Annotated in this window: 10 protein-coding genes; all 10 read left to right on the top strand. The window is 63.1% G+C overall.

The features are described from left to right. Nucleotides 1–130: 130 nt before the first annotated feature. Nucleotides 131–2,188, top strand: a complete 2,058-nt coding sequence (locus tag ACA057_RS29515) for a methyl-accepting chemotaxis protein (RefSeq protein ID WP_497344425.1) — start codon at nucleotides 131–133, stop codon at nucleotides 2,186–2,188. Between the two features lie 48 nt (nucleotides 2,189–2,236). After that, the gene (locus ACA057_RS29510) at nucleotides 2,237–8,242 is read left to right on the top strand and encodes an Hpt domain-containing protein (RefSeq protein ID WP_497344423.1); all 6,006 of its coding nucleotides are present in this window, start codon (nucleotides 2,237–2,239) and stop codon (nucleotides 8,240–8,242) included. Continuing rightward, nucleotides 8,235–8,690 (top strand): chemotaxis protein CheW, encoded by a 456-nt coding sequence (locus ACA057_RS29505; protein WP_497344421.1) that lies wholly within the window; start codon nucleotides 8,235–8,237, stop codon nucleotides 8,688–8,690. The genes ACA057_RS29510 and ACA057_RS29505 overlap by 8 nt, the downstream gene beginning before the upstream one ends. A gap of 133 nt (nucleotides 8,691–8,823) precedes the next feature. Then, nucleotides 8,824–10,494, top strand: a complete 1,671-nt coding sequence (gene mdcA, locus ACA057_RS29500; protein WP_497344419.1) for a malonate decarboxylase subunit alpha — start codon at nucleotides 8,824–8,826, stop codon at nucleotides 10,492–10,494. Then, the gene (locus tag ACA057_RS29495; RefSeq protein WP_497344417.1) at nucleotides 10,494–11,351 is read left to right on the top strand and encodes a triphosphoribosyl-dephospho-CoA synthase; all 858 of its coding nucleotides are present in this window, start codon (nucleotides 10,494–10,496) and stop codon (nucleotides 11,349–11,351) included. Before mdcA ends, ACA057_RS29495 begins: the two co-directional genes overlap by 1 nt. Beyond that, nucleotides 11,351–11,650 carry a malonate decarboxylase subunit delta gene (locus ACA057_RS29490; protein WP_059402568.1) on the top strand — a complete coding sequence of 100 codons (300 nt, stop codon included), beginning with the start codon at nucleotides 11,351–11,353 and terminating at the stop codon, nucleotides 11,648–11,650. Before ACA057_RS29495 ends, ACA057_RS29490 begins: the two co-directional genes overlap by 1 nt. Further along, nucleotides 11,643–12,485, top strand: coding sequence for a biotin-independent malonate decarboxylase subunit beta (locus ACA057_RS29485; RefSeq protein WP_497344414.1), 843 nt, complete (start codon nucleotides 11,643–11,645; stop codon nucleotides 12,483–12,485). The genes ACA057_RS29490 and ACA057_RS29485 overlap by 8 nt, the downstream gene beginning before the upstream one ends. Then, the gene (gene mdcE / locus ACA057_RS29480; protein WP_497344412.1) at nucleotides 12,482–13,285 is read left to right on the top strand and encodes a biotin-independent malonate decarboxylase subunit gamma; all 804 of its coding nucleotides are present in this window, start codon (nucleotides 12,482–12,484) and stop codon (nucleotides 13,283–13,285) included. The genes ACA057_RS29485 and mdcE overlap by 4 nt, the downstream gene beginning before the upstream one ends. Then, the gene (locus tag ACA057_RS29475) at nucleotides 13,279–13,899 is read left to right on the top strand and encodes a malonate decarboxylase holo-ACP synthase (RefSeq protein ID WP_497344410.1); all 621 of its coding nucleotides are present in this window, start codon (nucleotides 13,279–13,281) and stop codon (nucleotides 13,897–13,899) included. The genes mdcE and ACA057_RS29475 overlap by 7 nt, the downstream gene beginning before the upstream one ends. Beyond that, a complete protein-coding gene (gene mdcH, locus ACA057_RS29470) occupies nucleotides 13,896–14,801 on the top strand; it encodes a malonate decarboxylase subunit epsilon (protein WP_497344408.1) in 906 nt (301 codons plus the stop codon). Before ACA057_RS29475 ends, mdcH begins: the two co-directional genes overlap by 4 nt. Nucleotides 14,802–14,840 lie beyond the last annotated feature (39 nt).

Genomic DNA, 14,840 nt, shown 5'->3' with positions numbered 1-14,840 from the left:
GCGTATCGCGGCCCTTGTGGGAGCGGGCTTGCCCGCGATGAACGATAACGCGGTGCAACTGTAATTCCGCGGCGCCTGAATCGCGGGCAAGCCCGCTCCCACAGGATTGAGCTGTATTAGGCGAGGACCGATGATAAAAGCAAAAACAGGCAAGCCAGAAGGGTCGCGCAGCCGTTCGCAGATCATCGTGCTGTTCATCGCGCTGATCGTCTTCATCATGCTGCTGTTCGCCAACTTCGCTTACCTCAACACCCAGGCCACGTACGACAAACAGTACATCGCCCACGCCGGTGAGCTGCGCGTGCTATCCCAGCGCATTGCCAAGAACGCCACGGAAGCCGCTGCCGGCAAAGCGGCGGCGTTCAAGTTGCTGAGCGATGCGCGCAATGATTTTGCCCAGCGCTGGGGTTATCTGAAGAAGGGCGACCCGTCCACGGGCCTGCCGCCGGCACCGTCCACCGTGCGCCCGGAAATGCGCGCCGTGCAGCTGGATTGGGAGCGCCTGCTGAAAAACACCGACGCGATCCTCTCCAGCGAACAGACCGTGTTGTCCTTGCATCAAGTCGCCGCGACCCTGGCCGAAACCGTGCCGCAGTTGCAGGTCGAGTACGAAAAAGTCGTCGAAATCCTCCTGCAACGCGGTGCACCGGCGGCCCAGGTGGCGATGGCCCAGCGCCAGTCGCTGCTGGCGGAACGGATTCTCGGCGCGGTGAACACCGTGTTGTCCGGTGACGAAAACTCGCAACAGGCCGCCGACGCCTTTGGGCGCGACGCCGCGCGTTTCGGCCAGGTGCTGAACGGCATGCTGCAGGGCAACACGACGCTGAAGGTCAGCCAGGTTGAAGACCGCGATGCACGCGCCCGCTTGATCGAGATTTCCGAGCTGTTCGAATTCGTCTCCGGGTCCGTGGATGAAATCCTCGAAACCTCGCCGGAGCTGTTCAAGGTTCGCGAATCGGCGAGCAACATTTTCACCCTGTCACAAACCCTGCTCGACGAAGCCTCGCACCTGGCCACCGGTTTCGAAAACCTCGCCGGCGGGCGCAATACCGACACCATTGGCGGCTACGTGCTCGGCCTGGCGGCGCTGATGTCGATCATCCTGATTGGCCTGGTGATGGTGCGCGAAACCAATCGCCAGTTACGCGAGACCGCCGAGAAGAACGAACGCAACCAGAACGCGATCATGCGCCTTCTCGACGAAATCGAAGACCTGGCCGATGGCGACCTGACCGTCACCGCCTCGGTGACCGAAGACTTCACCGGGACCATCGCCGACTCGATCAACTATTCCGTGGACCAACTGCGCGATCTGGTGGCGACCATCAACCTCACCGCCGGCCAGGTTGCCGCCGCTGTGCAGGAAACCCAGGCCACCGCCATGCACCTGGCCCAGGCCTCGGAGCATCAGGCACAACAGATTTCCGAAGCCTCCACCGCGATCAACGACATGGCCCAGTCCATCGACCAGGTGTCCGCCAACGCGGCGGAATCCTCGGCGGTGGCCGAACGTTCCGTGGAGATCGCCAACAAAGGCAATGAGGTGGTGCACAACACCATTCACGGGATGGACAATATTCGCGAGCAGATTCAAGACACGGCCAAACGCATCAAGCGCCTGGGTGAGTCTTCTCAGGAAATCGGCGACATTGTCAGCCTGATCGATGACATTGCCGATCAGACCAACATTCTCGCGCTTAACGCGGCGATCCAGGCCTCGATGGCCGGTGATGCCGGGCGCGGTTTTGCGGTAGTCGCCGACGAAGTGCAGCGGCTGGCCGAGCGCTCGTCCGCCGCGACCCGGCAGATCGAAACGCTGGTGCGGGCGATTCAGACCGACACCAACGAAGCGGTGATTTCCATGGAGCAGACCACCACCGAAGTGGTGCGCGGCGCGCGTCTGGCGCAGGATGCCGGAGTGGCCCTGGAAGAAATCGAAGGGGTATCGAAGACCCTCGCGGCGCTGATCCAGAGTATTTCCAATGCCGCGCAGCAACAGACGTCTTCGGCCGGGCAGATTTCCCTGACGATGAACGTGATCCAGCAGATCACCTCGCAGACGTCGTCGGGCTCGACCGCCACCGCCGAGAGCATCGGCAACCTGGCGAAAATGGCCAGCCAGCTGCGGCGTTCGGTGTCCGGTTTCACCTTGCCGGCCGCCAGGGCCACGGCAGCGGACAAAGCGTGAACGCCTGCGGGCGTATGATTCTTGATTGGCGTGGGGACTGGAGTGGTTATGGGTGATCGGCACGACTATGTGGCCCTCGAGTGGGTCAAAGGCGAGATTGCCGAAACACTGAAAGTGGCTCATCAGGCAATCGAAACCTTGCTCGATGACCCGCAGGCGACGCATGCCCTGAGTGAATGCCTGGCGTGCATCCATCAGGTTCACGGCAGTTTGCAGATGGTCGAGTTCTACGGCGCGGCGCTGCTCGCCGAAGAGATGGAGCAACTGGCCACCGCCTTGCAGCAGAACCGCGTCAGCCATCGCGACGAGGCGATCCACCTGTTGATGCAGGCCCTTGGGCAACTGCCGATTTACCTTGATCGGGTGCAAGGCGCCCGCCGCGACTTGCCGCTGGTGGTGCTACCGTTGATTAACGACTTGCGCAGCGCCCGTGGCGAAAGCCTGTTGTCGGAAACCAGCCTGTTCAGCCCGCAACTGCCGGAACTGCCTGCGCTGGACGAAGAATCGTTGGCGCTGCTGGAACCGGCGGAACTGCCCAATGTGCTGCGCAAGTTGCGGCAGATGCTGCAAATGGCCCTGGTCGGATTTCTGCGTGAGCAGGATAACGAGACCACTCTCGATTACCTGGCCAAGGTCTTCGCGCGCCTCGAAGGGTTGTGCGGCAACGCGCCGCTGAGCCCGTTGTGGCAAGTTGCCTCGGCGCTGGTCGAAGGCATGCGCAGTGGTTCGATTGCCAACAGTCCGGCGCTGCGCAGCTTGTTCAAGGACGCCGACAAAGAACTCAAGCGCCTGCTCGAACAGGGCATGCGTGGCATCAATCAACCGGCGCCGCCGGAGTTGCTCAAGAGTTTGCTGTTTTACATTGCCAAGGCCGAACATCCCACCGGGCAGATGCTGACCATGAAAGATCGCTACGGACTGGACGACGCGCTGCCCGACAGCGCAATGGTCGACGAAGAACGCGCACGGCTGGCGGGCCCCGACCGCGATGCCATGCGTTCGGTGTTGGCGGCGCTGTGTGAAGAATTGGTGCGGGTCAAAGAGCGCCTGGACCTGTTCGTGCGCAGCGACCGCCAGCACACCTCGGACCTGGAAAGCCTGCTGGCGCCGTTACGGCAGATCGCTGACACCTTGGCGGTGCTGGGTTTCGGCCAGCCGCGCAAGGTCATCATTGATCAATTGGCGGTGGTGTTGAGCCTTGCCCAAGGCCAGCGTGAACCCAACGATGCGATCCTCATGGACGTCGCCGGCGCCTTGCTCTACGTCGAAGCGACCCTGGCCGGCATGGTCGGCACCGTGGAGCCGGAAAGCCAGGAAGAAAGTCGCCTGCCGACCACCGACCTGACGCAGATTCACCAGATCGTTATCCGCGAAGTGCGCATCTGTCTGCAACAGGCCAAGGACATGATCGTCGACTACATCGACGCCGACTGGGACCGACAGCACTTGCAGGCATTGCCGGCGTTGCTGACCCAGGTGCGCGGGGCGCTGGCGATGATTCCGTTGAGCCGTGCGGCGAGCCTGATCGAGGCGTGCAACCACTTCATCCGCGAGCATCTGCTGCTGGAACCGGATCAGCCCGGCTGGCAGGAATTGGACAGCCTGGCCGATGTGGTCACCAGCATCGAGTATTACCTGGAACGCCTCAGCGACGACCCCGAAGCGCCCGGTGAACAGTTACTCGACGTTGCGCAGAAAAGCCTCGCCTCGCTCGGTTTTTTCCCCAGCGAACAGAACGTGCCGGTGCTTGAGGACGTGCTGAGCCCGAGTGAAGCGCAGGTCATGCAGGAGCAGCAGGCACTCGACGATCCCGAGGTCGTGCAGACGCTGGCCGAGGTGCTGGGCAGTCCCGTTCCCTCCGTCAATCCCCCCGCGCGGAACACCCCGGGCAGCCTGTTACCGCCACCGGCGGGTGAAGAACCCGTGGACGATGAGCTGCGGGAAGTCTTCCTCGAAGAGACCGACGAAGTCCTGGCGATCCTCCGGGAGTACCTGCCACGCTGGGCGGCCAATCCCGACAGTGAATCGGCCCTGAGTGAATTGCGCCGGGCCTTTCATACGCTCAAGGGCAGCGGCCGGATGGTCCGCGCCCTGGTGCTCGGCGAACTGGCCTGGACCGTGGAAAACCTGCTCAATCGCGTGCTCGAACACAGCGTCGCCCCCGGTGCTGCGGTCCAGCAATTAGTGGCTGATGCGCTGAACCTGTTGCCGGAACTGGTGGCCGAATTCGCCGCCAATGCCCAACGCCAGCGCAACGATGTCGATCAATTGGCGGCCCGCGCACACGCCTTGGCCAAGGGCGATGAGCAGGCCAGCGACGAGGACACACAAGATGTCGCGGCCCTCGATCCGCTGCTGCTGGAGATCTTCCGCAAGGAAGCCGAGACCCATTTAAACAGCCTCAACCGCTTCCTCGATCAAGCCGCCGAGCAGGTGCCGTTGCAGGCCAGCGACGAGTTGCAGCGCGCGTTGCATACCTTGAAGGGCAGCGCCTACATGGCCGGCGTGTTGCCGATTGCCGAGCTCGCGGCGTCGCTCGATCAACTGGCCCGTGAGTACAAGGCGCACCTGATTGCCCTGGACCTGGACGAAGTGGAACTGCTGCTCGAAGCCGAAGGCCTGTTCCGGCTCGGCTTGCGTCAACTCAAGACCGATCCGCTGGCCGAGATTCCCGGTGCCCACGCGTTGATCGAACGCACCCAGGCGTTGTTGGCCGAGCGCCTGCAGGCCCTGATGAGCGCGCCGCACACCGCACTGCGCACCAAGCGCGATCCGCAACTGATCAACAACTTTCTGGCCCAGGGCATGGACATCCTGCTGGACGCCGAAAGCCTGTTGCAGCGCTGGCAGCAGCACCCCGGCGAGCGTCAGGAACTCAGTGCGCTGCTGGACGAATTGACCACCCTCGGCGAAGGCGCGCACCTGGCCGATCTGCACCCGGTGGATGACCTCTGCGAAGCTTTGCTCGACCTGTACGGTGCGGTGGAAGAAAGCAGCCTGGCGGTCAGCGAGACGTTTTTCCATGAGGCACAAAGTGCCCACGAAGCGCTGATCAACATGCTCGACGAACTGGCCGCCGGCCAGGAAGTCAGCCCGCAACCGGAACGTATCCGGGCCTTGCGCGACTTGCTCGACACCAGCCTCGATCCGTCGGCCATGGGCCTGATCCGCAGCGACGGCAGCCGCACCCTGAGTATTCGCGATTTGGGCGACGCCACCGCCGAACTGGAAAACACCCTACCCCCTGTAGGCGCGAGCCTGCTCGCGATGGACGTCAACGATGACGCGTTTTCATTGGATCAGCGCGGCGCCCATGAGCCCATCGCGAGCAGGCTCGCTCCCAAAAGAGACCGCGAACTGGACGATGAAATCGTTTCGATCTTCCTCGAAGAGGCCGTGGATATTCTCGAAAGTGCGGGCCAGGCTTTGCAGCGTTGGCTGAACGACCCGGACAACGCCGCGCCGTTGTTGTCGTTGCAGCGAGATTTGCACACCCTCAAGGGCGGCGCGCGCATGGCGGAGGTCGAGCCGGTCGGCGACCTGGCCCATGAATTGGAAAGCCTCTATGAAGGTCTGGTAGACCGCCGTTACAGCCACAGCGAGGCGTTGGCGCAACTGCTGCAACAGAGCCATGACCGGCTCGCAACGTTGCTCGAACAGTTGCAGGACCAGCAGCCTTTGGGCGATCCGGGTGAGTTGATCGAAGCCATTCGAGAATTCCGCAAAGGCAATGCCAGCGCGGCTGAAACGCTCGAACCTGCACGGGTCGAGGATTCGCCGGGGCATGATCCGGAACTGCTGGAGATCTTCCTCGAAGAAGGTTTCGACATCATCGAAAACTCCGGCGCGGCGCTGCTGCGCTGGCAGGCCGAGCCGTCGAATCGTCAGGAAATGGAAACCCTGTTGCGCGATCTGCATACCCTCAAGGGCGGCGCGCGGATGGTCGAAATCGCCGCGATCGGCGACCTCGCCCACGAGCTGGAATTCCTCTACGAAGGCTTGTCGGCGGGTGTGCTGCAACCGACCGCTGCGCTGTTCGCGCTGTTGCAAAGCAGTCACGACCGACTGGCGCAGATGCTCGACGCGGCCCGCGCCGGTCAACCCATGCCACCGGCTGATCGACTGATCGACGCGATCCAGAATTTCAGCCACCCGGCGCTGCCCGAGGCGGCGGAACCGCTGGTCGCAACGGTAAAAGTCGAAACGCTTGCGCCGCAACCCGATGCCGCTGCCGACATGGTCAAGGTCTCGGCGGAACTGCTCGATGATCTGGTCAACCTGGCCGGCGAAACCTCGATTTTCCGTGGCCGCATCGAGCAACAGGTCAACGATGCTCGGGTGGCGCTGAGCGAGATGGAAACCACCATCGAGCGGATGCGCGATCAATTGCGCCGCCTCGATACTGAAACCCAGGGGCGGATTCTCAGCCGCCAGCAAGTCGACGCCGAACGCCTGGGCTACGAAGAATTCGACCCGCTGGAAATGGACCGTCACTCGCAGTTGCAGCAGCTGTCACGCGCGCTGTTCGAGTCCGCCTCCGACTTGCTCGACCTCAAGGAAACCCTCGACCGACGCAATCAGGACGCGGAAAACCTGCTGCAACAGCAGGGCCGTATCAACACTGAATTGCAGGAAGGCCTGATGCGTACGCGCATGGTGCCGTTCGAACGGATGCTGCCTCGGCTGAAACGCATTGTGCGTCAGGTCTCCAGCGAGCTGGGCAAGGACGTCGAATTCATCGTCGGCAACGCCGAAGGCGAGATGGACCGCAACGTTCTTGAACGCATGGCCGCGCCGTTGGAACACATGCTGCGCAACGCCGTGGACCATGGGCTGGAATCGGCCGAGGTGCGTATGGCTGCGGGTAAACCGGCGCAAGGGCGGATCACCCTCGACTTGTCGCGAGAGGGCGGCGACATCATTTTCGACATCCGCGACGACGGTGCCGGCGTGCCGCTGGACGCGGTACGGCGCAAGGCGATCAAGCGCGGATTGCTGGCGCCGGACAGCGACATCAGCGACCGCGACGTGCTGCAATTCATCCTGCAACCGGGGTTCTCCACCGCCGAGAAAATCACCCAGATCTCCGGGCGTGGTGTCGGCATGGACGTGGTGCACGAAGAGGTGCGGCAGCTCGGCGGCTCGATGAGCATCGACTCGGTGCCAGGGCAGGGCGTGCATTTCCGCATCCGCCTACCGTTCACCGTGTCGGTCAACCGTGCCCTGATGGTGCAGTGCGCAGAGGACCAATACGCGATCCCGCTGAACACCATCGACGGCATCGTGCGCGTGCTGCCCAACGAACTCGAAGGGCATTACCGGCTCGATCCACCGACCTATAAATACGCCGGGCAACACTATGAGCTGTGCTACCTCGGCGAACTGCTGAAAACCAGCACCCGCCCGAAATTGCTGGGCCAGAACCTGGCGTTGCCGGTGTTGCTGGTGCAGTGCAATGAACGCCACATCGCCGTGCAAGTCGACGCTATGGCCGGCACCCGCGAGATCGTGGTCAAAAGCCTCGGCCCGCAATTTGCGGCGGTGCAGGGTTTGTCCGGGGCGACGATTCTTGGTGACGGCCGGGTGGTGCTGATTCTCGATCTGCTCGCGCCGATCCGTGCCATGCAGGCGCATGTACCGCAGCGCACGACGACCCAGGATGTCGAGGTCGAGCCGCACAAACCATTGCTGGTGTTGGTGGTGGATGATTCGGTGACCGTGCGCAAGGTCACCAGCCGTTTACTGGAACGCCACGGCATGAACGTGCTGACCGCCAAGGACGGAGTCGACGCCATGCTGCTGCTCGAAGATCACACGCCGGACCTGATGCTGCTGGACATTGAAATGCCGCGCATGGACGGCTTCGAAGTCGCGACCCAGGTGCGCGCCGACGAGCGTTTGCAGCATCTGCCGATCATCATGATCACCTCACGCACCGGGCAGAAACACCGCGACCGCGCCATGGCCATCGGCGTCAACGACTACCTCGGCAAGCCGTACCAGGAATCGGTGCTGCTCGAAAGCATCGCCCTGTGGAGCAAATCCCATGCTTGAGCACCGCACCAGCAACCTCACCGGGCTGCTGCTGCCCTTGGCGGATCGCAACCTGATCCTGCCCAACGTCGCCGTTGCCGAGCTGATCGACTACCAGCCCGGCGCCTTCGACCTGGATACGCCGCCGTGGTACTTGGGCCGGGTGACGTGGCGCGACCGGCAGATTCCGCTGCTGAGTTTCGAATCGGCGTGCGGCCAGAAAATCGTCATCGGCGAGCGGGCGCGAATCGTCATTCTCAATGCCTTGGGCGGGCGGCCCGAACTGAAATTCATCGCGCTGCTGGTGCAGGGCATTCCGCGTTCGTACAAGTTGGACAGTCAGTTGAGCTATGTCGATGTGCCGTTGTGTGCGCTGGAACAGGCGGCGGTGCAGGTCGGGGATCAAGTGGCGAAGGTGCCGGATTTGTTGGCGCTGGAAGGGTTGTTGGTAAGTGCAGGGCTAGTCTGAAGGGCCTCTTCGCGGGCAATGCACATCTCGTCAACCATTACTCCAACCGTAACGATCCAACGCTGCGCTTGATTGATGCCCCCACCCAACACTCCTAAGGTGACTCCCACGACAGCGAACCCGTGGAGTGGTCATGACAACAACAATATCCCCCGACTCGCGATGGACGCGGCGGCGCAGCGAAAAGCAGCGGCGTCTCGAGTTGGTCAAAGGCTTTGCCGACGGCGTAGTGCTGCCCACCGACAAGATCGTGGCGGCGCTGGAGGCATTGATCCTGCCCGGCGACCGTGTGGTGCTGGAGGGCAATAACCAGAAGCAGGCGGATTTCCTGTCGCGCTCCCTGGCCAAGGCTGATCCCGCCAAGCTGCATGACCTGCATATGATCATGCCCAGCGTCGGACGCTCCGAGCACCTGGACCTGTTCGAGCGTGGCATCGCCCGCAAGCTCGACTTCTCCTTCGCCGGCACCCAAAGCCTGCGCATCAGCCAATTGCTCGAAGACGGCCTGCTGGAAATCGGCGCGATCCACACCTACATCGAGCTGTATGCGCGACTGGTGGTCGACCTGATCCCCAACGTCGTGCTCTCGGCGGGCTTCATGGCCGACCGCGCCGGCAACATCTACACCGGCGCGAGCACCGAAGACACCCCCGCATTGATTGAACCGGCCGCCTTCAGCGACGGCATCGTCATCGTTCAGGTCAACCAATTGGTGGATGATGTCAGCGATCTGCCTCGCGTCGACATTCCCGCGTCCTGGGTCGATTTCGTGGTGGTGGCCGACAAACCGTTCTATATCGAACCGCTGTTCACCCGCGACCCACGGCACATCAAGCCTGTGCACGTACTGATGGCGATGATGGCGATTCGCGGGATCTACGAAAAACACAACGTGCAATCCCTGAACCACGGCATCGGTTTCAACACCGCCGCCATCGAACTGATCCTGCCCACCTACGGCGAATCCCTCGGCCTCAAAGGCAAGATCTGCCGCAACTGGACCCTCAATCCGCACCCGACGCTGATCCCGGCGATTGAAAGCGGCTGGGTCGAAAGCGTGCATTGTTTCGGCACCGAGCTGGGGATGGAAAACTACATCGCCGCCCGGCCCGACGTGTTCTTCACCGGGCGCGACGGGTCGCTGCGGTCCAACCGGATGTTCTGCCAACTGGCCGGGCAGTACGCAGTGGACCTGTTCATCGGCGCGACCTTGCAGGTCGACGGCGACGGCCATTCCTCCACCGTGACCCGTGGCCGCCTCGCCGGTTTCGGGGGCGCGCCGAACATGGGCCACGACCCGCGCGGTCGCCGCCACGGCACGCCGGCCTGGCTCGACATGCGCCACACCGACGCGGCCGAACCGATGCTCGAACGCGGCAAGAAACTCGTGGTGCAAATGGTCGAGACCTTCCAGGAGGGCGGCAAACCGACCTTCGTCGAAACCCTCGACGCGGTGGACGTCGCGCGCAAAAGCGGCATGCCGCTGGCGCCGATCATGGTCTATGGCGATGACGTCACGCACCTGCTGACCGAAGAAGGCATCGCCTATCTGTACAAGGCGCGTTCGCTGGAAGAACGCCAGGCGATGATCGCTGCGGTCGCTGGCGTCACCGTCATCGGCCTGCGCCACAACCCGAAAGACACCGCGCGCATGCGCCGTGAAGGCTTGATCGCCTTGCCCGAAGACCTCGGCATCCGCCGCACCGACGCCACCCGCGAACTGCTCGCGGCGAAAAGCGTGGCGGATCTGGTCGAGTGGTCCGGTGGCCTCTACAACCCGCCCGCCAAGTTCAGGAGCTGGTAATGCACGCATTCAACCTGCAACCCAAACCTCTCTCGCTGGCCGAGCGGCTGGCGGACCTGGCAGTGGACGCGCTGATCGACGAAGCGGACCTGTCGCCGAAACCGGCACTGGTCGACCGTCGCGGCAATGGCGCCCACACCGATTTGCACCTCGGGCTGATGCACGCCTCGGCGCTGTCCCTGTGGCCTGCGTTCAAGGAAATGGCGGAAGCGGCCATTGAATTCGGCGAGGTCGGTTTGCCGCTGCGCGAAGCAGTCGGTCAGATCGGTCGTGACGGCGAACACGCGATGCTCGCCACCACCAACGGCGTGAACACCCATCGCGGGGCGATTTGGGCCTTGGGCCTGCTAGTCGCCGCCGCGGCGCTGGAACCCCAATCCAGCACCGCTGGCGCGATGACGTTGCGCGCTGCGCGCCTGGCCTTGCTCGACGACCGCTACGCACCACGTCCGCTGAGCCACGGCGCCCAAGTCGCACAACGTTACGGCGCGCGCGGTGCCCGTGAAGAAGCGCAACTCGGCTTCCCTGCGGTGATTCAACGCGCCCTGCCGCAACTCAAGCGCAGCCGCGCCGCTGGCCATGGCGAGCAGAACGCTCGGCTCGATGCGCTGCTGGCGATCATGACGAACCTGGCCGACACCTGCGTGCTCTACCGCGCTGGCGAACAAGGCCTGCAGACCATGCAACTCGGCGCCCAAGCCGTGCTCGAAGCGGGCGGCAGCGCCAGCCTTGCCGGCCGCCGTTGTTTGCATGAGCTGGATGAACAACTGATCGCATTGAATGCCTCGCCCGGCGGTGCTGCTGATTTACTCGCCGCCTGCCTGTTTATCGACCGCATCGAGTCCGGAGCTTTCTGATGGAAACCTTATCCTTTGAATTCCCCGCCGGGCAGCCGCCACGCGGCAAGACGCTGGTGGGCTGTGTCGGCTCGGGCGATCTGGAAGTGCTGATCGAACCGGGTCAGGCCGGCAAGCTGACGATCAAGGTGCAGACCTCGGTCAACGGCGCCGAACAACGCTGGCAGCATCTGTTTGCGCGGATGTTCGACGGCCAGACACCACCGGCGATGGCCATCGATATTCACGATTTCGGTGCGACGCCAGGTGTGGTGCGCTTGCGTCTGGAACAAGGCTTCGAGGAGATCGGCCATGACTGATCTTCTCAACAAGCACAGCTTCGTCGAACTCGGCGCCCGGCAACGGGCGAAAGCCTTGCTCGACCCTGGCACCTTCCGCGAACTGCTAGACCCGTTTCAACGCGTCATGTCGCCGTGGCTATTGCGCCAGGGCGTGGTGCCGCAATCCGATGACGGCGTGGTGATCGCCAAGGGCAGCATCGGTGGATTACCGGTGGTCATCGCCGCCATCGAAGGCGCGTTTCAGGGCGGCAGCCTCGGCGAAGTCGGCGGGGCGAAAATGGCCGGTGCGCTGGAACTGGCCGCCGAAGATAACCGCAACGGCATTCCGACCCGCGCCGTGTTGCTGCTGGAAACCGGTGGTGTGCGCTTGCAGGAAGCCAACCTCGGGCTGGCGGCGATTGCCGATATTCATGCGGCGATTGTCGATCTGCGCCAGTACCAGCCGGTGGTGGGTGTCGTTGCCGGCAGCGTCGGCTGCTTTGGCGGCATGTCGATTGCCGCCGGGTTGTGCAGCTATTTGCTGGTGACTCAGGAAGCGCGGCTTGGTTTGAACGGCCCGCAAGTGATCGAACAGGAAGCGGGGCTTGAGGAATACGACTCCCGCGACCGTCCTTTCATCTGGAGCCTGACCGGGGGCGAGCAGCGTTTCGCCAGTGGTTTGGCGGACCGTTATGTCGCCGATGATGTGGCGCAGATTCAGCAGCAGGTCGGCGAATTGCTCAAGCAAGGTTTGCCGGAACAACAACGCAGCCGTCAGGCTGATCTGTTCCTGCAACGGCTGGCCCGTCTGGACGCCGAGCCGCAAATTGAACCGTCAGTGGTTCGCGATCTGTATCAAGGAGAGCGCTCATGAGCACGTATTCCCTGAGAGGTTTGAACTGGTTCAACGCCTTGAGCGCTGGCGCGAAACCGGTCGAAGGTTTGCCCGCTTCCTTAAAGGTGGCTGATGGTGTGTTGGGTGATCAACCAGTTCGGTTTATTGCCGTGGTGGCTGATCCCGACAACCGTTTCGCCCGCGCCCGCAATGGCGAGGTCGGTCTGCTGGAGGGCTGGGGCCTGGCCAAGGCTGTGGACGAAGTCATCGCAACCGATCTGGATAAACCGCACAAGCGCGCCTTGATCGCCATCGTCGATGTGCCCAGTCAGGCTTACGGTCGGCGCGAAGAAGCGCTCGGGATTCATCAGGCACTGGCCAGTGCGGCAGACAGTTATGCCCGCGCCCGGTTGGCCGGTCACGCGGTGATTGGTCTGCTGGTGGGCAAGGCGATGTCCGGGGCGTTTCTCGCCCACGGTTATCAGGCCAATCGGCTGATCGCCCTGCGTGATCCGGGCGTGATGGTGCATGCGATGGGCAAGGCGTCGGCGGCGCGGGTGACCTTGCGCAGCGTCGAAGAACTCGAAGCCCTGGCCGCCAGCGTGCCGCCGATGGCGTATGACATCGACAGCTACGCCAGCCTCGGTTTGCTGTGGGAAACCTTGTCGGTGGAGCAGATCGAGCAGCCAACGGCGGCGGATTTGGCGCGAGTAACTGAGTGCCTGAGCCTGGCTGTGGCTGACGTTGTCGCTAAAGGACGTGATCTGAGCAGTCGTTTGGGGGCTGCAAACCGCGCCGCATCGAGCAAGGTTCGCCAGTTGTTGAGAGAGCAGTGGTGAACACGTATCTGGCCCACGACCTGCTCTGGGGGATGACCCCGGAGCAGTTGCCGGCGGACGCACCTTCGTGGGTGATCGAGTCGATCAGCGCGGGTCAACCGGTGGTGGTTCGGCGTGCGTTGAGCGCGCCGGATCAGATCGCGGTCGGGGTGCGTGGGCGTTTGCGTCAGCAGCGTTATGCGACGTCGATGGCGACTGCTGCGATTCAGCGTCGGGTGCGGCCGGAAGAACTTTGTCATGTCGATATCGGTCGGGATTTGCCGGCACTGCGTGCCCTGAATCACCTGCGGCCAATGCTCGACGCTTGCGGTTGGGTGTGGGGTGTCAGCGGGAGCGCCGGGTTTGAGTTGGCCAGCGGATTTGCAGCCTTGCATGAACGCAGTGATCTCGACTTGATCCTGCGTACACCGCAACCGCTGGCGCGTGCTCAGGCGCTCGACATGGTGAAATTTCTCGGCGCTACTGTCTGCCAGGTGGACCTGCAATTGCAGACGCCATTCGGCGCAGTCGCCCTGCGCGAATGGGCCAGCTCTGCACGGCGGGTTCTGCTGAAAAATGCCGCTGAAGCCTGTCTGGTGATTGATCCGTGGAACCCGCAGGAGCAAGCAGCGTGAGCAGCTTGCTGGTGTTCCCCGGCCAAGGCGCGCAGCAGCCGGGCATGCTCCATCGTTTGCCTCGGGAAACGGTGAACGAGGCCAGTGAAGTTCTCGGCGAAGATGCCTGGCTGCTGGATTCTGCCGAAGCGTTGACGTCGACGAGGGCGGTTCAGTTGTGCCTGTTGATCGCCGGCGTGGCGGCTTCACGGCAGTTGTCACTGACAGCGGATTACGTGGCCGGACTGTCCATCGGCGCCTACCCGGCAGCAGTCGCCGCCGGTGCCTTGGGTTTCAGCGATGCACTGCATCTGGTCAGCTTGCGCGGTGAACTGATGCAGCAGGCGTATCCACAGGGCTACGGCATGACCGCGATCATCGGTCTGGAGCTGGCGACGGTGGAAGGGTTGCTGGCGCAGGTTCACAGCGTCGACTCACCGGTTTACCTGGCCAACATCAACGCCGACAACCAGGTGGTGATTGCCGGTAGCGACGGGGCGATGAAAGCGGTGGCCGAGTTGGCGAAAGGTTGCGGTGCCGGACTGGCCAAGCGTCTGGCGGTCAGCGTGCCTTCGCACTGCCCGCTGCTGGACGCACCCGCCAAAACCCTGGCCGAAGCCTTCGCCAAGGTGCAACTGAACACGCCAACCACGGGTTACCTGAGCGGCAGCCGCGCCCGGCCCGTCACCCGCATCGAAGCCTTGCGCGACGACCTGGCGTTCAACATGTGCCGCGTGGTGGATTGGCGCGGCACGGTACAAAGCGCCTACGAGCGCGGCGTACGGCTACAGATCGAACTGCCGCCCGGTGCGGTGCTGACCGGGCTGGCGCGCCGGGTGTTCGAGCAGGGCACCGTGATGGCTTTCGACGGGGCGCGGCTCGACACCTTGCAGGCGCTGTTGCGTGAGGAGGGAAGCCGCTAACCCGAGACTACCGACTCAGGCCTTCGAACAACAAAAACA

The organism is Pseudomonas sp. LBUM1661 (assembly GCF_059695925.1).
The sequence above is the reverse complement of the archived record's forward strand: the minus strand, read 5'-3'. Positions and strand labels throughout refer to the sequence as shown.

Coding starts and splice junctions, on each gene's coding strand:
- ACA057_RS29515 (WP_497344425.1), top strand. CDS start 131: ATGATAAAAGCAAAAACAGGCAAGCCAGAAGGGTCGCGCAGCCGTTCG.
- ACA057_RS29510 (WP_497344423.1), top strand. CDS start 2,237: ATGGGTGATCGGCACGACTATGTGGCCCTCGAGTGGGTCAAAGGCGAG.
- ACA057_RS29505 (WP_497344421.1), top strand. CDS start 8,235: ATGCTTGAGCACCGCACCAGCAACCTCACCGGGCTGCTGCTGCCCTTG.
- mdcA (WP_497344419.1), top strand. CDS start 8,824: ATGACAACAACAATATCCCCCGACTCGCGATGGACGCGGCGGCGCAGC.
- ACA057_RS29495 (WP_497344417.1), top strand. CDS start 10,494: ATGCACGCATTCAACCTGCAACCCAAACCTCTCTCGCTGGCCGAGCGG.
- ACA057_RS29490 (WP_059402568.1), top strand. CDS start 11,351: ATGGAAACCTTATCCTTTGAATTCCCCGCCGGGCAGCCGCCACGCGGC.
- ACA057_RS29485 (WP_497344414.1), top strand. CDS start 11,643: ATGACTGATCTTCTCAACAAGCACAGCTTCGTCGAACTCGGCGCCCGG.
- mdcE (WP_497344412.1), top strand. CDS start 12,482: ATGAGCACGTATTCCCTGAGAGGTTTGAACTGGTTCAACGCCTTGAGC.